Below are 19143 nucleotides of genomic sequence, written 5' to 3'. Positions count from 1 at the left end.
ACGGGCGTCCTCACCTCGCCCCGGATACAGCCGCCGTCCGTCCGCCGCCCCTGCTCTTCAGGACCCGCCCGGCGCTGCCGCCTCCGGCCGGTCATCCAGCGCGGACCACGGCAGGACGTACGTCCCCGGCCGGCCGCTCCCCCGCGCCGCGCCCTGCCACTCCCGGGTCAGGGCCTCCATGGTGACCGGGGCGCGACGCTGCTGCAGCCGGGCCGCCGCGTCCAGCAGTCGCCCCCGGTCCGCCACGGAGACCGCGCCGGTGCGCGGCAGCCGGGCCAGCTCCCGGACGATCTGGTCGAACGTGTGGCCACCCGAGGTCGGCCGGCCCCCGAACCGCTGCCGCGCGAGCGCCTCCAGCCCCCGCAGCGCCCGGAGGTTCGGCACGGTGATCTCCCGGACCAGGGCCACCAGCGTTCGGGCGTCCTGGAACAGCTCGGCGCGCTGCTCGGCCCGGACCGGCACGCGCAGGGCGAGTCGGTGGACCGTGCGGACCACGCGGTCGAGCGTGTCCAGCGGACGGGCGAGGCGGGTGGCCGTGCCGGCCAGGTCGAGACCGGTGCCGATCCCGAGGAGCGCCCGCGCGGCCGAGACGTTCAGAGGGTCGGCCCGCTGCCCCAGGGCCCGCACCAGCCGGGACTCCGGTGTCTCGTCGGCCGGGAGCAGGTGGTCGATGTAGCTGACCGCCGAACGACGGCGTGTCCGTTCACCGGGGGCCGCCCCGAACGGACGGATGCGCTCCGCCCCGGCCGTCCCCGCCGGGCCGGCGGGCGCGGCGAACCCGGCGCCGGGCAGCCGGGTGAGGTCGCGTTGCCACTCGGTGTGCGCGAACAGCGCGGCCAACTGCGCCTTGCCGGCCCGGTCGTGCGCGACCAGGTCGATCAGCCGCCGGGCCGATCTGCCGTCCTCGGCCAGGGCCCGTCCGGTCAGCGCCTTGCCCGTGCCCGCCGTACGGTGATGGCTGCCGACCGGCTCGTACGGCGGCTGCGGCAGCGGCACCCCGCGGTTGCGGTGGGCCGCCACCGCGTCCACCAGGCCGTACGCCAGGCGGACGTGGCTCTGGATCGCCCCCTTGTCCAGGGAGGCGCCCGGGCTGCGGAACTCCACCCGCGCACTGGTCCGCCCGTCGACGGGGACCAGGTTGACCGCCCAGTACCGGCCCCGAGCCGGGTCGTACACCTCCTTCAGGGTCCGGAAGCCCTCCGCCGGCGGCTGCTCGTTGGGGCGGCAGGCCCGGATCCCGCGGTGGGTCGGCTGCCGCGGATCCCCGGCGAGGCGGTAGACCAGGTCCTCGTAGCCCCGGACGGCCCCCACCAGGTCGCTGTACCGCGCGGCCTCGTGGCCGAAGTCCCCCGTGCCGATGTTGATGTGCCCGCCGCCGGTGCCGCCGGGCGCCAGGCCACCGTGCCTGGTGACGATGTCGCAGGCCTTGCCCAGGTTGCGCCAGGTCAGTTCGGTGTCCCGCAGGACGGGGGAGATCAGCTCGGCGGCGACCTTCTTCTCGGTCTGGAAGCGCCAGCCGTCCGGATCGGCCGTGTACCGCTCGGCGGTCATCAGGTCGTGGTCGTACCACCGGGTGTCCTTGCTCAGTCCCTCCGCGACGAAGTCGGACATCATCGCGGCCAGCCGGCGGGACTGTTCCGCCTCCGGCGTGCCCGGCGGGAAGACGATCGTCAGCTCGATGCCGAAGGTCCGCCCGCCCTCCGGCTCCGCCTGCCCGCCCAGGACCCCGTCGCCGATCAGGTACGGGATCCCGCCCCGCTCGCGCGCCCTCTGGACGGCCGCCACGAAGGCCTCGGGATCGTCGAGGTAGGACGGTCCGGGCTCCGTCGCGCGCACCGGGACCGGTCCCAGCACCAGCCCGCTCTCCACCCCGAGCCCGGTCATCCGCCGGATCGACCGGTCCGGATCGGCGCCCACGGCCGTGTCCAGCCCGCGCAGGACCTCCGACACCTGCGAGAACTCGTCCCACCAGTTCTCGACCTCCACGGGCGGCCCCGGTACCCGGTCGTCCAGCAGCTTCCGGGCGAGCTCGCTCCCGGGCTGTTCGAACTCCGCCGTCCCGACGGCCGTGGTGTGCAGGCGGCGCACGGCCTCGGCCCGCGCCGGGTCCGCCCAGAGATTCCCGCTGCCCCGGTTCCGCGCCGGGTCGGTCAACCTGTCGATCAGCGTGGAGGATCGGAGCAGCAGGTCCGGGGCCTCCCGGATCAGCTGACGCGACTGGTGGACCCTGCGCCCGTGTGCGCCGGCGAGGACGAAGAGGCCCTGCACCGTGTCGCGCTCGCGCACGAAGGCGAGCAACTCCTCGTGGGTCCCGTAGGACACCAACGGGGACAGCACCGGGTACGCCGTGAGCAGGAGCGCCTGGAACTCCTCCGCGCGACGGTACTCGGCCCGGCCCATGACTCCGGGGTGGTCGGCACGGGCCGTGGCCATCGACTCCCGGACGGCGGCGAGCGCGACCGCCGCCTCCCGCAGGCTGTGGCAGGTCATCGGTTGGACGTACCGGTCCTCCGGCGGTACCGGCGTCAGGTCGCCCGTGCGGCGTCGACTCTCGACCTCGATCGCATGGTTCCAGCGATACGACTTCGCGTTCTCCAGGTGGGGTTCGGGCGACTCCGGCGCGAGCTCGACGCCCGAGGTGTCCGCGATCTCGTCCAGCCGGTCCCTGAACCACTCGAAGGCCTCCGAGAGTTGCTCACGCGCCAGTCCCTCGAGTTCCTCGACGAGGTCCGGCAGCCACTCCGGCAGCACCGTCCGCTCACCTTCGAGCACGGCCCAGGCGTGCTCCCCGGAACCGTCCTCCAACCGGACGACATCGACGGTCCGCGTCCGGTGCTCGGTCCCGTGCACTGCGGAGGGGGGTTCGCCGCCACCGCCGTCGGGGTGGAGGGTCCGCAGGGCCACGCCGTACCTGGGGTCCGCCAGCAGGTGCGGCACCACCTCGGTGAGCCGATCGTCCCAGTGTCCGGGTTCTCCTCGCAGTGCCCGGAGCACCGAGTCCCGGTCGGTGCGGTCCGGCAGCAGCCGGGCCGGTGCCGAATCCGGGTCGCGCAGGGACTCGCCGAGGTCCGCGAGCAGGGCGGCGCGCAGCGTGGGGCCGTCCTCGACGCCGGGCACCCCGTGGCGCCGAAGGGCATCGGCGACGGTGTCGAGGTAGGCGTCGGAGCCGTGCCGCAGGCTCGCCGCGTCGATGCGCTGCCCCCCGAGGGCGAGGACCATCCCCTGGCGGGACGTGGGCGGGTAGTCGTCCGGGTCGACGGCGGTCCGGTCGGTGCCGGGGCTCCCGGTCCGGGGATCCTCGGAGCCCGGCCGATCGGCGGGCGGGGCGAGCTCGTGGCTGAAGTCCGACGCGCCCGCGGCGTCCTCGAAGTCGAAGTCCGAGGCCCCGTCGGCCCCGACGTCGTCGGCGGACTCGGACGGCGGGGGCTCCGTGCGGAGTTCGGGGATCTCCACGGCCGGGAGCCGGAGTGCCTCGGGCCCGTCCACGTCGCCGAGCAGTTCCGCCGACTCCGCCTCCGTCCCGTGCCAGACGGCACTGACCTCCTCGCCGCCGAGCAGTTCCGCCAGTTCCGCCTCCGTCCCGTGCCAGACGGCACTGACCTCCTCGACGATCTCCGGCACACCGCCGTTGAAGGACACCGAGCCCGGGAGCGGTCGATCGATCGTGTCCTCGGGGCCGAGCTCACGGTAGCCGGGCGGCAGCCCACCGGTGAGCCGGGAGTCGTCGAGCGACAGGCAGGGCCCGAGGAGTTCCTCGCGCAACTGCCGGACCCCGTCCGGAGGGCAGCTGAACCGCTTCCACCTGCCGGGAACGATTCCCGGGCCGTCGTCGGAGTCACCGGCCGCCCGGACGGCCACCAGTTGCGCCGAGGACGGCCCGTTCCCCGGACCGCCCGAGCGCGGCTGCGGCATCAGGCAGGGGATGCCGTCGGCAGCGACGAGGTCGACGTAGGTGCCCCGCTCCGCCAGGTGTCGCACCGTCTCGGCCGCGAACGACTCCGTTCCGGGCTCGGACGGGGAACAGGCTCCGTCGTGCATCACCAGCTGGAGCGTCCGGTCGCCCACCTCTGCGGCGAGCAGCACCCTGTGCAGGACGCCGGCGAACTGCCCTGCGTCATGGAACCGGCCTCCCCAACGGACGCCCTGGTCCCCCGAGCCCGCGACCATGACGGTGTAGAAGCGCTCGTCGCGCGGAAGCCGCGCGGCCGCCTCGATCAGACGCTGCTGCTCCTCCGGGGAGACGCTCGGGTCGTAGAACCACACGCCGTCCTGGTTCGACAACTGGGTCGTGTAGCGGGCCATGTCCTCGGCGCCGTTCACCGTTCCCGGCGGATCGGGGTCCTCCGGCGCCGCCGGCTGCGGCTCGTCGGCGTCGTTCCCGGTTGCGGCGTCGGGGGCGTCGTTCCCGGCCTCGGCGTCGGGGGCGTCCTCGGGGTAGTAGCCGATCAGGGCGTGCTCGGAGGCGGCCGCGGCCTCACCGAGGAAGGGCTCCAGGCTGGGCCGGCGGGCGTTGCTGTGCTGGGCGTTCCGGTGGGCCTCCGAGATCACCGGGCGTGGCACGTTCGGGATGAACCGGAGCAGGGGCTCGGGTCTGGCCCCTTCGACGTGGTCGTCCACGATCCGGTCGAAGATCAGCTGCTCGAACCTGGTCTGTGGCGTCCAGTAGAGGTGGGCACCGTGCTGGACGCCCATGTCCGCCTCGCGCATCGCGGCCACGATCTCCTCGTACCGCTCCTGCGTCGGCCGTTTCCCGGTCGGCTCGAAGATGTCGTAGATGTCGTGGTCACCGGTGATCGGGCGCGGCTCGCCGTCCCGGTTCCGGCCCCACACCAGGCCGTCCCGTACCTCCCACGCGGGATCCCGGCTCAGTTGCGGCGCCAGTTCCTGGTACTCGTGACGGCGCTGCCGGTACCGCTGCTCGATCCGGTCCCTCAGGCCGGGCTGCCGGGCCTCCGCCTCCGGCAGGGGGTTCGGCAGTACCGGCTCGAACAGACCCACCAGGGACAGGTCCTCCGGCCTGGCACCGAGATGGACGTCGAGCTCGTTGATCGTCTTGGCCTTCACTCCGGGCGGCTTGGGCAGAGCGCCCTCCGCCAGACGGGCCACCGCACCGGGGTTGGTCGGGCGCACCTCGATCACGACGTCGAACCGGTCGGCGATGCGCTGGAACTCCACCTGGTTGCCGTGGGGCATGCCCATCACGCGCTCGGTGTACGTCGAGGAGAGCAGCGCTATCCGGGGGTTCCCGGTGACGAGTGTCGGTCGCTGCGGATGGGCTCCGGGGAGCGGGAGCACCTCGGGGCGATGGGCCGGCTGCGCCGTGGTGGCGGGGCGGCCGGACGGCCCGGCCTCCGTCTGCTCCGGCTCGGGCGGGTGCGGCGCGCCACCGTGTCCTGTCCGCACCTCGCGGCCCTCGGCGAGCGCCAGCTCGCCCGCGCCCCGTCGCCACACTTCCTGTTCCTCCGGCCGCAGTTCGAAGGAACCCGTGTCAACGGTCTTGCCCTTGCCCGAAACCGTCGGCACCTGCCCCTGCTCGACCTGCCAGTCCGTGAGCGCCTTCTCCCCGGCCCACATCGCCTGGCGCTCGAACCGGCGCTCCTCCCAGGTCCGTTCACCCAGTGGCACCTCCGCCACCTGTGACAACAGCCCTGCGTACACCTCACGGCGACGGTCCGGTACGCCCGCGAACCACAGCTCCAGATCGTGCGACGACAACCCACGTGCCGTCGCCACCAGCGGATCCGCCTCGGCCCGTGCCCTGCGCGCGGAGCGGGTCACTTCGACGGCGGTGTACTCCACGAGCGGAGCGGGCGGCTCGCCGTAGACCGCAGAGCCGGATCCCACCAGCGACTTGTGCATCACCGCGCGGTGCGCCAGGTCCACACCCCCGCCCACCACACCCAGCACAGCGCCCGAGGCGATCGCCTCCGCCAACACCTTCGCATCGACCGACCCGCCCTCGAACCCCGCCAACGCCACCACCGACGCCACACCACCCCCGACCCCCGCCACCGGATGCGCCAACAACCGCCCCACATCCCCCACCGGCAGATGCCCCCACCCCAGCCGCACCCCACCACCCGCAGCACCGGCCGCCGCACCCACCGCCGCAGCCTCAGCCGACGCCCAGTCCCACCCCTTGCGATACTCCGCGAACTGGATCAACTGCGTCGCCGCATCCTGCCCCACCCCCTGGATCACCCCCGCACGCAACTCCCCCACCAGCGCCCACACGATCTCCCGCACCGACTGCCGCGCCCCCGCCAGCACCTCCGGAACCAGCAGCGCCGCGATCCCCCCCGCCGCCGCCACCGCCGCCATCAGCTGATAGACCATCCACACCGCCATCGCCACCGCGAACCGCACCGACCACTGCGCGTAATCCGCCTGCAACGCGGAAGCCTCCAACTGCCCCGCACCCTCCTCCAACGTCGCCTGGGTCTCCCGCACCCGAGCCCCCGCATCCGCCACCGACTCCTTCATCACCCGCGCCGTCTCCCCCCCGACCAGCGCGGTGACCCCCACCCCCTCCCGGGAGACCGACTGCCCCGCCTCACCCACCGACGCCGACAACGCCCGCAAACCCGCAGCCGCCTCCACCAGATCCCCGGGCGCCACCGCCGGCCAGTCGTTCCCCGACAACCCCACCACCGCGAACGACGACCCCGACGGAACCTCCCTGCCCGAACCACCGAAATTCAGAAAACGCGCAAGCGACTCGAGGAAACCCGGCATGACCACAACCACCCAACGGGACAAGGAAGAACGGACGGACCGGCTGACACCGTGAACCGCAACGTGCCCCCGCCCGGCACCGGTTCGCGACGCTCACTCCACCGGAAAGTCCCCGAACACCCTGGTCCAGAGTTCGTCGCACCTGCGCCACAAGCCCTCGGTGGCCTCGACGGCCACCCGCACCAGGCCCACCAGACGCTCCGCCGTGGCCCGGTCGATGTCCTCGGGCTGGGTGAGCCGTCCGCCGAGGTAGCGCGTGGAAAGCCCCTGCAGCTCGGCGACCTTCGGCATCCACGCGACGTCGAGCAGTTCCTCGACCTGCCATCGGGGCATGGAGTAGGGAAGGCTCTTGGCGAGCCCTTCGAGGAACGGGAGGGTGCAACGCCCGGAGGTGGCCGACTCCCCGTCGGCGGGCGCGGTGCCGGCCGGGTCCTTCACGGCGGCGGAGGGCTGCGGGGCCTCGGGCCGGACAGACCTGGTGACCGGAGCACCCTCCCCCGGGCCCGCGGCCGGAGTCCCCTCCGGCGTGCCGGCCGGCGTCCCGGGCCCCGGGGCGGCCAGGTCGCTCGGCTCCGCGAGCAGCAACACCTGGGCACGGGCCAGTTCTTCGAGCGAGACCGCGGCCAGGAAGTGCGCGCGCGGCCAGCGCGCGTTCTCCAGCAGCAGTTCGGCATCGAGCAGCAGGGCGCGGGAGGTGCGGTAGGCGGCCTGGGCCAGCTCCGTGAGGGTCTGCCGGTCGTACGTGTCCGGTGTGTCCTGGACCGGTGCCTCGTTGTCCCTCGGCATCGCTGTCCCTCCCGCGGTAGGTCGACGTCGGCCTGCAAGTCGGCCGGTGTTCGAAACGTCCGCCCGTGTGACGCCGGTTCAGGAGCGGTCCGGCGCCCCCGCGGCTCCGGCCGGGCCTCGGGCAGGTTCTCCGCACACCCGGCTGAACCGAACCCGGGACGTCCGCCGTACCCATCTGCGCAACCCCCCGGTCCGGGGCCCGACCGGCCCCGACCTCCCGAGCCCCGTCGCCCGGCCTCCGGTTCCGCCCCCGAACCCGGCGGCCGGGCGACGGTCCCCGGGCACCCGGCGCGCCTTCGGCCCAGCGCACCCCCCGTCACCGCGCGAAGCCGCCGACCGGCCGGTACCCGGCCGCCCCGGTCCGTCCGGCTCCCCCTAGGACGGACCGGGGCCGATCCCGTATCCGTGCGCAACAACCCGTTCCATCGCAGCGAAAGGTTCCGCGACGACGTGTCCACCCTGCCGAGCCCCCACGGCCCCGCGCCCTCCGCGGAGTCCGACCGCACCGCCCTCAACCTGGCCCGCGAGGGCGCCTGCCGGTTCACCGACCCCGAACTGTTCTTCCCTCCGGACGCCTTCGCCCCCACCCACCCCCGGGTCCGGGCCGCGAAGAAGATCTGCGACGGCTGCCCGGTGGCCCGGCAGTGCCTGGAGCTGGCCCTGCGGCACAAGGAGACGCACGGCATCTGGGGCGGCATGACCAGCGTGGAGCGGCGTCACCTGATGCGGCGCCCCGGGCCGCGTCGGGCCACGGTCCCGGGGCGGTCCGTCACCGGCACCCGGCGGACCGAACCGTTGCGCTCGGTGGCTTAGCCACCGGAACTCGGTTATCCTCCCAGCCTCAACGATCCCCATCAGCGAGACCGCTCCGCGCGGACCCCGACTCCCATCCCCGGTGAGCTGCGGTTTTGTGGTCGGCACTCGCCCCACAACGCTGACCACTCATCATCGGAAATGGTGTCGATGACGCACTTTGTCGGACGCACGCACGAGTTGACCTTCCTGCGCGAAGCCGCCGGACAGGCGCGTCAGGGCAAGCCCTGCACCGTCGTGGTGGAGGGCGAGCCGGGGATCGGGAAGTCCGCGCTGGTCGGCCGGTTCGCACCCGAGCTGGACGGGTTCACCGTGCTGCGGGCCTTCGGCGACAGCGACAGCACCGAGCAGCCGTACGGCATCCTCCAGCAGTTCCTCGCCGGAGTGGACGAGGAACTGCTGCGGCGCTTCCCCACCCTGCGGGAGCCGGACGGCATCTCGGCGCCCCCGGCCGCGGTCGGGGCCCAGCTCGTCTCGCTGATCGGCCTGTTGGAGGCCCAGCGGCCCCTGGTGAGCGTCATCGACGACTGGCAGTGGGCCGACCTGCTGTCCCTGCGGGCCCTCTCCTTCGCCAATCAGCGGCTGTGGGCGGACTCCGTCCTCGCGGTCCGCATCACCCGGCCCGACGTCGACCCGGCCCGCCGCCGGCTCCTCGACGGCGACGGCAGGGCCCGCCACCTGAGGCTCGGTGCCCTGACCCCCGACGAGGTCACGGAGCTGGCCCTGAGCCTCGCCCCGCAGGCCCGGAACCACTCCGGCTTCGCGCTGGAGCTCCACCGCCGTACCCAGGGCCACCCGCTCTACCTGCGGACCCTGCTGAACGAGAACCCGGTCGAGGCGCTGACCGGGCCGGCCGACCAGGCCGTGGTGCCGGCCTCGCTGCGTTCCGCCATCACGTCCCAGCTCGCCGGGCTGCCCGATGCCACCCGTTCGCTGCTCCAGGCACTGGCGGTACTCGCCACCCGCGCGCGTCTCGCCCAGGTGGCCCAGCTGGCCGGCCTGTCGGACGGGGTGGCGGCGCTCTCCCCGGCCCTGTCCGCCGGTCTCGTCGACTGGTGGCCGAACGACCCCACCACACCGGTCGCCTTCCGGCACGAGCTGCAGCGCGAGGCGGTCTACTCGACCACCGACCCGGCCCACCGCCAACGGCTGCACGCGGCGGCCGCCCCGATGCTGCCGAGATCCGCCTCCTGGCGGCACCGGATGGCGGCGTCGGCCGGTTTCGACGCCGGGCTCGCCGCCGAGCTGGAACAGGAGGCCGCCGCCGAGGCCGAGCGGGGAAGGCTCGAACTCTGCGCGACCTACCTGCGGTGGGGCTCCCAGCTCTGCCCGGAGCGCGACGACCGCGAACGGATGCTGCTGATGGCCGCCGTCCGGCTCGCGAGCGGCGGACGGACCGGCGAGGTGGTGGCCATGATGGACACGATCGCCGACTGCTCTCCCAGCCGACTGCGCACCTGCGCACTCGGCAGCGCCTACCTGTTCCGCGGCGAGGGCCCCCGGGGCATCGCCCTGCTGGAGCAGGTGCTGGCCGAAACCGAACCCGGCCACGAGGACTTCGTCGCCAGCCTCGCCGCGACCCTCATGTCCGGCATGCTCACCTGGCTCGGCCGCGGTGGCGAAGCGGTGCGGATGGCCGAGCGGGCACTGGCGGCTCCCGACGCGCCGAGCGAGATCGTCACGGTCGCCGGCTACTCCCGCGCGGCCGGGACGGTGCACCAGCTCGGTGCCGCACGGGGAGTGGAACGGCTGCTGGACCTGCTGCCGGGCACCGACACCGGGGAACTGGCGCGGATACCGCTCGGCGCGGCCCTGCGAACGGTCGGACGTCTCACCGCCGCCGCCACGACCCTGGAGTCCACGGCCACCAGGATCGAGAGCGGGCTCAACCACTTCGGCGTCATGCTGCCGCACGGTTACCTGGCCCACACCTACGTGCTGCTCGGCCGCCACCAGGAGGCGGCACCGGTCATCGAGCGCGGGCTGGCCCTGGCCCGGGAGCGGGACCAGGCCGTCCAGTACAGCGGGCTGCACAGCGCGGCGGCCATGATCGCCGCGGCCCGGGGCGACTGGCGCACCGCGGAGGAGGAAGCGGCGCTCGCCCGGCGCTGGTGCGCGGCCCTGGGCAATCACGAGGCCCAGGCCGTCGCCGCCGGCACCGCGACGGCCGCCGTCGCCCACGCGCGCGGCGACGCGGCCGGAGTCCTGGAGGCGCTCGGCCCGCTGCGAGGCAGGCCCGCCCCGCCGGGGCGGGCGCTGAACAACGAGCTGCTGTGGAAGCCCTGGCTGGTCGAGGCCCTGATCGACACCGGCGACCTGGATGCGGCCGGAGCCGAGCTCTCCCTCCTGGAGCAGGACCTGACGGCCACTCCCGCCCTGCGACCGTGGCTGACCGGCCTGGCCGCCGCCCTGGCCGAGGCCCGCGGCGAGACCGCCGAGGCGGCGCACCGGTACGAGCAGGCCCTGAGCCATCCGACCGGCAGCGACGACCAGCCCCTGGAGCGAGCGCTGCTGGAGTGGCGGTACGGGCGGCTGCTCGCCACCACGGGTCGGCACACCGAGAGCTTCGCCCGGCTCGACCGGGCCCGGCAGCGCCTCGCCGGACTGGGGGCCGCCGCCTACCTCGCCCGGCTGGGAAGGCCGGAACCACAGCCCGGGCCGGCCGCGGCGCCGAAACCCTCCGGAGCGGGGTCTGCGACGGCCCAGCCGACCGCCGCAGGCCTGTTGACCGACCGGGAGCGGCAGATCGCCGAACAGGTCGCGCGCGGCCTGAGCAACGCCGAGGTGGCCCACCGTCTCTTCATCACGGTGAAGACGGTGGAGTACCACCTCGGCCGCACGTACACCAAGCTGGGCCTGGCCAACCGACGGCAGTTGCGGGACCTGATGATGCCCGCGCGCTGAGCGGGCACCGCGGTCCCGCCCGGTCACACCTCCGTCGGCCTCGGATAGCGGCCGGTGCGCCACCCCCACTCCAGCTGGCCGCGCATCCAGCAGGCGAGCAGGTCGGCGCATTCCAGGGCGAGTCGGCGCAGGCCGTCCGGCAGGCGGAGCTCGGCGCACAGCGAGGCCAGTTCGGCCTGGTCGGCGAAGAAACGGTCGAGGCGTTCCTCGCACAGCACGGACACATAGGCCCGGGCGTCGGGCTGCAACAGGCGCTGGCGCACGCCGACGACCGTGACGAGGCTCTCGTGCCCGGCCCGTGTCCGCGGGGCGTCCGCGGTCAGGAGGTCGTCGGTCCAGCAGACCGTGTCGGCCGCCGCCAGCAGCATGCCCTGGTAGGGCCGGCTGAAGTAGACGACGGGTGGCAGCGGCGCCCCGACGGCCTTCTCGACCAGGTCGAAGGAGGCGAGCACGGCGCCCAGGTCACGCCGCTGCTCGGCGAATCCGTCCAGCTCGGGGACGTGTCCGGCAGCGCGTCGGGCCGCACTGCGGACCTCGGCGGACAGGTAGTCGCAGACGTGTCGGCCGAACCGGAGCCGCCAGGCCTCCCCCATGCCGTCCGCGACCCGCTCCACGAGGTCCCGCAACGCGCTCGCCCCCGGTTCCTCGGAGACCCCTGCCGGCACACCCAGCGCGGCGGCCTGGAGGGCGTGTTGCTCGACCACCTGCGGCCCTCGGGCACTCTCGTGCCCGCCCTGCTCGAAGCGCCAGGCCAGCCACTCCGCGGCCAGCGCGAGCACCTCGGCGTCGGCGGTGGGATAGCAGTGGACGGCCAGCAGTGCCGGGTCGGCCGCCCGCCCGGCCGTCGGCTGCGGCGAGGAGCGGGCGCGCGTCCCCGCCTGGCTGGCGACCCGGCCGGCGCGCAGGGGGATCCTCCGCACCAGCGAGTCGGCGATCGATTCCACCTGAAAGACCCGCCCGCTCTGTCAACTCGGGCCGCCATGTCCGGCTTCGACTGCGCCTCGCGCACAAAACCCGAAGAGGTGACACCCAGTCTCCACACCGGCCGTCGTCCGGTCGCTACGGGTTTCCGTAACGATCACCTTGATCCCCCTGAACCCCCTTGCGGGCGAGCGCCGTTCGCATCCGCAAGGGGGGAACCGCCCGTGATCGAACCCGCCGCACCGCGTGCTGACGAAGGAGTCCGTCCCATGTCCCGCTGGATCGAGGTCAGCGCCCACACCGACTGGTTGCTCCGGGCCGCCCGGGCCGCGCCCGCCGAACCGGCGCGCCCGCCGACCGTGTCGGCCGGGCTGGTGTTACTTCCCACCGGGCTCTGCTTCGACGCGGTACGGATGCCGCAGTCGCTGGGGATGGACGTCCTCGACCGCGGTCTGCGGCAACACCCCCGGCTGGTCGGTCCGGTCCTGCACGACCGGTTCTCCCGCACCGTCTACTTCCTGGTCCCCAGCGACGACGAGCCGTATCCGTGGTCCCGGCTGGGGCTGCGGCTGGTCTCCTCGGGCGGCTGGCTGGCCGTGCCGGACCCGGTCGGCGGGCCCCACGCCGGTGTCGACTGGCTGCACCTGCCCAGCCGGGTGGGCCGGCTGAGCGGTCCGCACTGGCTCGCGGGCGCCGCCATCGCCGGGCTGGCCGCCCGGCTCGCCGCACGCTCGGCCTGAGAACCGGTAACGGGGGCGGCCGGACCGGCCGCCCCCTCCAGCGTGTCCGACAGCTACCGCAGGGCCTCGTCCGGGTGCTCGGCGGCCGGTTCGGCGTTCCGCCCGGCGGACCACGCCCGGGCCTCGTCCAGGTGGGCCCGGGCCTCCTCGTCGCGCCCCAGCCCCGCCAGGGTCGCGCCGACGGCGGCGAGCAGCCTGGCCCGGCCCCGCTGGTCCGCGGACCGCTCCGCGGCGCGCAGCCCGGCCCGCTCGCAGGCGAGTCGCTCGGCGGTGGCCGGGAGGTCCCGTCCCAGCACGGCCGCGTTGTCGGCCAGCCGCCAGCCGCGCTCGTACTGGTCGCTGAGCGAGGCGAGCTGGACCAGGGAGCGGATGGCCGACGCCTCCCGGCGGAACCACGCGTGGACCTCGGCCTCGGTACTCAGCCGCGGCAGCACCGTCGGCCTGTGGTGCAGCGCCCGGTTGGGATCGTCCTCGGCGGCGCCGACGACGCGGCAGGCCTCCGCGGTGACCTCCAGGTAGTAGTCGAGCAGGCGTCGGCCCGCGGCGGCCTGCTGTTCCCCGGTCAGTTCACGGTCCAGCAGGTGGGAGGAGTAGAGCCGCACCAGGCTGTGCCGTTCGTACCGTCCGGGGCTGTTCTCCACCGTGAGGTGGTACAGCGAGAGCATGCCGAGGGCGCGCCGGGCGCCCGCTTCGTCCCGTCCGAGCAGGGCGGTCGCGGTCGGCACGTCGACCTCGGCCCCCGGGTGGAGGGCGAGCAGGGCAAGCAGCCGGGAGGCCTCCGGGTCGAGCCGGTCCCGGGTGGCCGTGAGCGCCGCGGCCACGCTGGCGCCGTCGACCGTGTCCAGGACCTCCAGACGGGAGCGCTCGTCCTCCAGCTCGGCCACCAGGTCGGCGATGGACCAGGCCGGGCTGGCGGTGAGCCGGGCCACGGCGATGCGCATCGCCAGCGGCAGCCGGTCGCACAGGTCGACCAGCCGGCGGGCCGCCGCCGGCTCGGCGCCCATCCGTTCGGCTCCGACGAGCCGGTCGAACAGTTCGAGCGACTCCTCGGTGGACAGCGGGGTGAAGGAGAGCGCGGCGGCGCCGTCCAGGACCACCAGGTCGCCGAGCACGCGTCGGCTGGTGACCACGGTCGAGCAGTCGGCGCCCGCCGGGATCAGTGAGCGCACCGAGTCGGCGTCGGCGGCGTTGTCGAGCACCACCAGCAGCCGCAGCGACAGGGTCAGCGCACGGTACAGGTCCTCCCGCCCGATCAGGTCGTCGGGGATCTCGTCCGGCGGGACGCCGAGGGCGCGCAGGAAGCGGTCGAGGACCTCGGCCGGGTCGGCGCCGCCGTCCGGCTCCAGCCCGGCCAGGTCGGCGAAGAGCTGGCCGTCCGGGAAGGCGTCGGCGACGGCGTGGGCCCAGCGGACCACCGCCGCGGTCTTGCCCACGCCGGCCGGTCCGGTGATCACCGCCAGGCCGGAGCCGCAGCGGCCCGCGCCGCACTCCAGGTCCAGCCACTGGAGCTCCGCCTCGCGCCCCACCAGGCCCCCGGGCAGCCGGGGCAGCTGGCGCGGTACGGCCGCGCCCGGCCCCACCACCGGTTCCGGGACCTGCTCGACGGCCGGCGCCGCGACCACGGCCCGGGGAATCGGCTGCGGTGCCACCGGCCGCTCGTCGGCGTCGGCCAGGACGGTGGCGAGGGCCTCCTGCAGTCCGGCGCTCGGGGTGACCCCGAGCTCGTCGGCCAGGCGCTGCCTGGTCAGGTGGTACACCGACAGGGCGTCGGACTGGCGGCCCTCCTGGTAGAGGCAGAGCATCAGGGCCCGGGCCAGCGGCTCGCGCAGTTCGTGTTCGCGCAGGGTGCGTTCGAGTTCCGGGACGGCCTCGCCGCCGCGGCCCAGCCGCAGCAGGCGCTCGGCCCAGGCCTCCACGACCCGCACCCGGGCCTCGTTCAGCTCCTCGCCGAGGCCCCGCATCAACTCGCCGTCCGGGACGCCGAGCAGGGCCGGGCCGCGCCAGAGCCCCAGGGCCTCGCGCAGCAGCCTGGCGGCCCGCTCGTCCTCCGTACGCTCCGCGAGCCCCGCCAGCCGGGCGAACTCGTGCGCGTCGACGAGTTCGGCCGACCCGCGCAGCAGGTAGCCGGGCGCCCGGGTCTCCAGCGAGAGCGTCGTGCCGTCGCACAGTTTGCGCAGCGCGGCGATGTGGCCCTGGAGGGCGGCGCGGGCCTGCGGTGGCGGCGCGCCGTCCCAGACGAGGTCGAAGAACCGCTCCACCGGCACCACACGGTTGAGCTCGGCCGCGAGCAGGGCGAGCACGGCCCGGCGCTTTCCGGCGGGCACGTGGCCGGGCACGCCGTCGGCCGAGACCAGTTCCACCGGTCCCAGCAATGCCACCCGCACCATCACCGCTCCATCCGCCGCGGCGGGTGTCCCGCACGGGCCCATCGTGGTCCAGCGTTCACCCGGCTGCGCGGGAAAGTCTCCCGGAGCCGGAATTTCCGTCCAATACGGAAGTACGTAACAGGTCGAAGGTCACTCGCTCAAGGCCGGTCTGTGCGCGGCGGGGCGGGACGGGGCGACATCCTCCGTCACGGCCAGCAGCTGCCGCGGCCCCTCCACGGCGACCACGTCGAGGTAGCGGTCGCCCTGGCGGCCGTACAGGTCGGTGTCCCGCACCCGCAGCCGGTTCCCGTCCGGGTCGAGCCGGGGCGCGAGCATCGCCCCCACCCGGTGCGGCAGCGTGGACCTGGCGATCCGCCAGCGTCCGCCGACGACCTGGCCGAGCGAGACCTCGCAGTCCATCAGCCGGGCGGCCTCCAACGGCGTGCGGCACCGGTGCAGCTGCTCGGCCAGCGGCCCGGCGGACAGTGCCACCGAGCGGTCCCGGGCGTAGCCGAACCAGGAACCGGCCCGCACCAGCAGCCCGAACGCCCCGGTCTGCGGGTCGCGCAGCCGGGCGGCAGCCGTCGCGCGCACCCGCTCGACGAGGTTCCAGTACTCGGTGTAGGGCTCGTGCACCCCCTCCTCCACCAGCGCGCCGTTCTCCCAGCGCAGCGTCCCCTCGTCGGGGAGGGCGGCGGCCGGGTGCAGGTCGAGCCGGCGCCGCCAGCGGCAGAGGCCTCCCTCCCGCTCCGTGACGCCGGCGAAGGCGCTCTGCTCGCACAGCCGGAGGAGCTGGTCGCGCTGGAGGTCGAGCAGGCAGCGCGCGCCCGTCAGCCGGTCCAGCTCGGGCGACTGGCGCAGGTCCACGAAGAGGGTGGGCCCCTGGATCCAGGTGGTCACGGTGGTGCAGTCCACCTCGCCGTCACTGGCGACGTACAGCGCCCGCTCCCAGGTACCGGGGAGATCGGTGGCGGGATCCAGATGCGACACGGGTCACTCCCTGGTCGTGGGGGCCGGGACCGTCGGCGGTCCTTCTTCGCCCGGTTCTACGGCTGGCCGCGCGGCCGGGTTCGAAACCCGGCGGGACGGGCCCTACGGAAGTCCGTAGGGACGGGCCCGCGCCACCTCTGCTGGGATGATCCGCGCATTTGCGCCGGGACGAGACCTGCGGAGGACACATGACGGTCGCAGCAGCGGAACAGACCCCTCACTTCCCCCCGTTCCGCCCAGACGATCCGACCACGACGAGCCTGGAGGCCTACCTCGGCGAGTCCGTCCCGGCCGCCGGCGAGCCCTTCCGGGGCACCCAGCTGACCGCGCGCTACGACTGGTACCGGCTGATGCGCGAGCACCGCCCGGTAGCCCATGACCCGGACACCGGCTTCTGGTACCTGTTCCGCCACCAGGACGTCCGGCAGGCGCTCACCGACCCGGCGACCTTCTCCAACGCCCTGGTCCCCTACTTCGACGGCGACCCGCTCACCGGGAGCATGCTGCGCACCGACCCGCCCCGCCACCGGACCCTGCGCAGCCTGGTCGGTCCGGCCTTCTCGGCCCGGCGGATCGCGGCCCTGCGGGAGCAGGTGCGGGCACTGGTCGCCGGCCTGCTGGACCGCACGGACGACGCCGACCTGGACGTGGTCCCGGCGATCTCGCTCGAACTCCCCACCCTCGTGATCGCCACGCTCCTGGGCATCGACCCGGTGCTGCACCGCGACTTCCAGCGCTGGACGGGCGCCTTCATGCGCGCCTCGACCCGGCGGGAGGTGGACGAGCGGTCGGCGGCCGACCTGGGGGCCATGCGCGACTACTTCGCCGCCACCCTGGCCGAGCGGCGGCGCACCCCGAAGGACGACCTGATCGGCACCCTGGTCGCCGCCGAGGTGGACGGCGAGCGCCTCAGCGACGACGACCTGCTCAGGTTCTGCAACCTGCTGCTCATCGGCGGGATCGAGACCACCACCCACCTGATCACCAACTCCGTGGTCTGCCTGGCGCGTTACCCCTCGCAGGCCGCCCGGGTGCGGCAGGACCCCGCCCTGCTGCCGCAGTTCGTCGACGAGGTGCTCCGCTTCCTCTCCCCCAACCAGGGAATCCCGCGCGAGACCACCCGGGACGTCGAGCTGCACGGGCAGGTGATCCCCCGGGGCGCCCGGGTGATCGCGCTCAACGGGTCCGCCCACCGGGACGCCGCGGCCCTCCCCGATCCCGACACCTTCGACCTCGGCCGCCCGCAGGACCGCCTCCTGGCGTTCGGCCACGGCATCCACTACTGCCTGGGCGCCGCACTGGCGAAGCTGGAGGCCGAGGAGACGCTCACCGCCATGCTCGCCCGGTTGCCCGGCCGTTGGGAGGTGCCGACGACCGTCGAGGTGATGCCCTCCCGCCTGATGTCCGGCCTGCGCAGCCTCCCGCTGCGCTGGACACCCTGATCCGTCCCTGACAGGGTTGCGGGAATCCGTAGTGACAGCCGAAGCCGATCGGCCGGATCCTCTCCTTGCTCCGCCGCGGTCCGGCCCGGACCGGACCGACTCCTCACGACGTGTTGGGAATCCGATGCCCACCTTTGTCCAGCGACTGCGTGAATCGACCCACGACGTGCACGCCCAGCAGGAACAGGACCTCGCCTTCCTGTCCTCCCTGGAGACCCGGGAGGCCTACACCGGGGTCCTGGCCGCCTTCCTCGGCCTCCACCAGCCGCTGGAGGCCGGGCTCGCCGATGCGGACTGGACCGCCTTCCCTCCCCCCGGGGCCTCCCGGGCCGCCGCGATCCGCTCCGACCTGGCCGAACTCGGCTGGAGCGCGGCCGACATCGCGGCCGCGCCGATGTGTCCGGACCTCCCGGCCGTCGACGGACTGCCCGCCGCGATCGGCGTGCGCTACGTGCTGGACGGATCCGCGCTGGGCGGTCTGCTGATCGCCCGCTGGATCTCCGACCGGCTGGAGCTCCCGCCCGGCTTCGCCCAGTCCTTCTTCGGCGGGCGCGGCCGCGACCCGCGGCGCGACTTCCGGGGCTTCCTCACCGCCGCGGACGCGTCGGGGCTGACCCCGGCGGCCGAACAGCGGGCCGTGGACGCCGCCCTGGAGACCTTCGCGGTGTTCACCGACTGGCTCGGCGAGCACGCGGCCGTCCACACGGCGGGAGGCGCCCGGTGACGACGCCCCGACTGCCCGCACCCGCGCCCTCCTCGAAGGTCGAGAACATCGCCGAGCAGCTCCTGCTCCGCTGGCAGGCCGAGCCCGGCGCCTTCGTCCACGAGGGGGCGCCCGGGCTGACCTCCGGCGAGTACACCAGCGAGAACGGCGCCACCGTGATCCGCCACGTCCTCTGGGGAAGCCGGCGCTTCCGCTACCTGACGCTCGAAAAGGTCCACCTGGGCGAGGGGCTCGACGCGCTCCAGGCCGTCATGGCCCCGGACCCCTCCCACCCGGCACCGATCTTCGGCCTCCAGGTCGTCGCCCGGGGCGACCGGGTGGTGTGGGCCTTCGCCGACCTGTCGCCGGTCCTGCCCGACGGCTCGCTCGGCCCCGACTACGAGCGGGCGCTCGCCGGCCTGCCCGCCGATACCTTCCAGCACACCCGCGAACTCCCCTCCTGGGGCGGGATCTTCTCCCGGCACGCGCTCGGGGTCCACCCGCGCGACGAGGACGAGTACGCCGGGTTCGAGCGCCGGGTCACCGACCTCCTCGACCTGCTGCTCGCCGTCCCGACCCCGACCGACGCCACCCCGGAGCAGCTGCGGCAGGCCTGGGAGCGCTACCGCCACACCATCCTGGAGGGCGAGCAGCGCCGCCGCATCCTCGAACGGGACTTCGCCGCCGACTGGTTGGAGCAGTACGCCACGACGTCCTTCCTGCCGCCCCTGCCCGAGGCCTGA

Annotated in this window: 11 protein-coding genes; 6 read left to right on the top strand and 5 right to left on the bottom strand. The window is 74.2% G+C overall.

The genetic code is table 11. The features are described 5' to 3' along the window. Nucleotides 1–57 precede the first annotated feature (57 nt). Both AB0O11_RS33615 and AB0O11_RS33610 read right to left on the bottom strand, forming a co-directional pair. Nucleotides 58–6483, bottom strand: coding sequence for a hypothetical protein (locus tag AB0O11_RS33615; RefSeq protein WP_363394631.1), 6426 nt, complete (start codon nt 6481–6483; stop codon nt 58–60). 345 nt (nt 6484–6828) lie between these two features. Beyond that, complete coding sequence (locus AB0O11_RS33610) at nt 6829–7521, bottom strand: AbiV family abortive infection protein (RefSeq protein ID WP_363394629.1); 693 nt, start codon at nt 7519–7521, stop codon at nt 6829–6831. Between the two features lie 450 nt (nt 7522–7971). Here AB0O11_RS33610 and AB0O11_RS33605 point away from each other — a divergent pair, with 450 nt between their 5' ends. Both AB0O11_RS33605 and AB0O11_RS33600 read left to right on the top strand, forming a co-directional pair. After that, a complete protein-coding gene (locus AB0O11_RS33605; protein ID WP_363394627.1) occupies nt 7972–8334 on the top strand; it encodes a WhiB family transcriptional regulator in 363 nt (120 codons plus the stop codon). Between the two features lie 150 nt (nt 8335–8484). Continuing rightward, entirely contained in the window at nt 8485–11238 is a 2754-nt protein-coding gene (locus AB0O11_RS33600) for an AAA family ATPase (protein WP_363394625.1), read from the top strand. A gap of 23 nt (nt 11239–11261) precedes the next feature. On the opposite strand, the gene AB0O11_RS33595 is transcribed toward AB0O11_RS33600, so the two are convergent. Next, nucleotides 11262–12182 carry a terpene synthase gene (locus AB0O11_RS33595; protein WP_363394623.1) on the bottom strand — a complete coding sequence of 307 codons (921 nt, stop codon included), beginning with the start codon at nt 12180–12182 and terminating at the stop codon, nt 11262–11264. Between the two features lie 246 nt (nt 12183–12428). Here AB0O11_RS33595 and AB0O11_RS33590 point away from each other — a divergent pair, with 246 nt between their 5' ends. Beyond that, nucleotides 12429–12899: a hypothetical protein gene (locus AB0O11_RS33590; protein WP_363394621.1), complete on the top strand. Its 471-nt coding sequence runs from the start codon at nt 12429–12431 to the stop codon at nt 12897–12899. Between the two features lie 53 nt (nt 12900–12952). Here AB0O11_RS33590 and AB0O11_RS33585 read toward each other — a convergent pair whose 3' ends face one another. Both AB0O11_RS33585 and AB0O11_RS33580 read right to left on the bottom strand, forming a co-directional pair. Further along, the gene (locus AB0O11_RS33585; RefSeq protein ID WP_363394619.1) at nt 12953–15277 is read right to left on the bottom strand and encodes an AfsR/SARP family transcriptional regulator; all 2325 of its coding nucleotides are present in this window, start codon (nt 15275–15277) and stop codon (nt 12953–12955) included. A gap of 138 nt (nt 15278–15415) precedes the next feature. Next, the gene (locus AB0O11_RS33580) at nt 15416–16255 is read right to left on the bottom strand and encodes a hypothetical protein (RefSeq protein ID WP_363394617.1); all 840 of its coding nucleotides are present in this window, start codon (nt 16253–16255) and stop codon (nt 15416–15418) included. Nucleotides 16256–16443: 188 nt separating this feature from the next. Between AB0O11_RS33580 and AB0O11_RS33575 the strand changes: the two genes are divergently transcribed. The 3 genes from AB0O11_RS33575 to AB0O11_RS33565 all read left to right on the top strand — a co-directional run bounded on the left by AB0O11_RS33575 (nt 16444) and on the right by AB0O11_RS33565 (nt 19143). Next, a complete protein-coding gene (locus AB0O11_RS33575) occupies nt 16444–17697 on the top strand; it encodes a cytochrome P450 (protein ID WP_363394615.1) in 1254 nt (417 codons plus the stop codon). A gap of 124 nt (nt 17698–17821) precedes the next feature. Then, complete coding sequence (locus tag AB0O11_RS33570) at nt 17822–18421, top strand: biliverdin-producing heme oxygenase (protein WP_363394613.1); 600 nt, start codon at nt 17822–17824, stop codon at nt 18419–18421. Continuing rightward, nucleotides 18418–19143: a hypothetical protein gene (locus AB0O11_RS33565; protein ID WP_363394611.1), complete on the top strand. Its 726-nt coding sequence runs from the start codon at nt 18418–18420 to the stop codon at nt 19141–19143. The genes AB0O11_RS33570 and AB0O11_RS33565 overlap by 4 nt, the downstream gene beginning before the upstream one ends.

Origin of the sequence: Kitasatospora sp. NPDC093102, from assembly GCF_040683915.1 — a bacterium.
Lineage (GTDB): Bacteria > Actinomycetota > Actinomycetes > Streptomycetales > Streptomycetaceae > Kitasatospora.
Note: the sequence above shows the minus strand (reverse complement) of the source record. Positions and strands in the feature narration are given on the sequence as shown.

Excerpts from the sequence above, each read along its gene's own strand:
- AB0O11_RS33575 (WP_363394615.1), top strand. The coding sequence starts at position 16,444 with ATGACGGTCGCAGCAGCGGAACAGACCCCTCACTTCCCCCCGTTCCGC.
- AB0O11_RS33570 (WP_363394613.1), top strand. The coding sequence starts at position 17,822 with ATGCCCACCTTTGTCCAGCGACTGCGTGAATCGACCCACGACGTGCAC.
- AB0O11_RS33600 (WP_363394625.1), top strand. The coding sequence starts at position 8,485 with ATGACGCACTTTGTCGGACGCACGCACGAGTTGACCTTCCTGCGCGAA.
- AB0O11_RS33615 (WP_363394631.1), bottom strand. The coding sequence starts at position 6,483 with ATGAAGGAGTCGGTGGCGGATGCGGGGGCTCGGGTGCGGGAGACCCAG.
- AB0O11_RS33610 (WP_363394629.1), bottom strand. The coding sequence starts at position 7,521 with ATGCCGAGGGACAACGAGGCACCGGTCCAGGACACACCGGACACGTAC.
- AB0O11_RS33590 (WP_363394621.1), top strand. The coding sequence starts at position 12,429 with ATGTCCCGCTGGATCGAGGTCAGCGCCCACACCGACTGGTTGCTCCGG.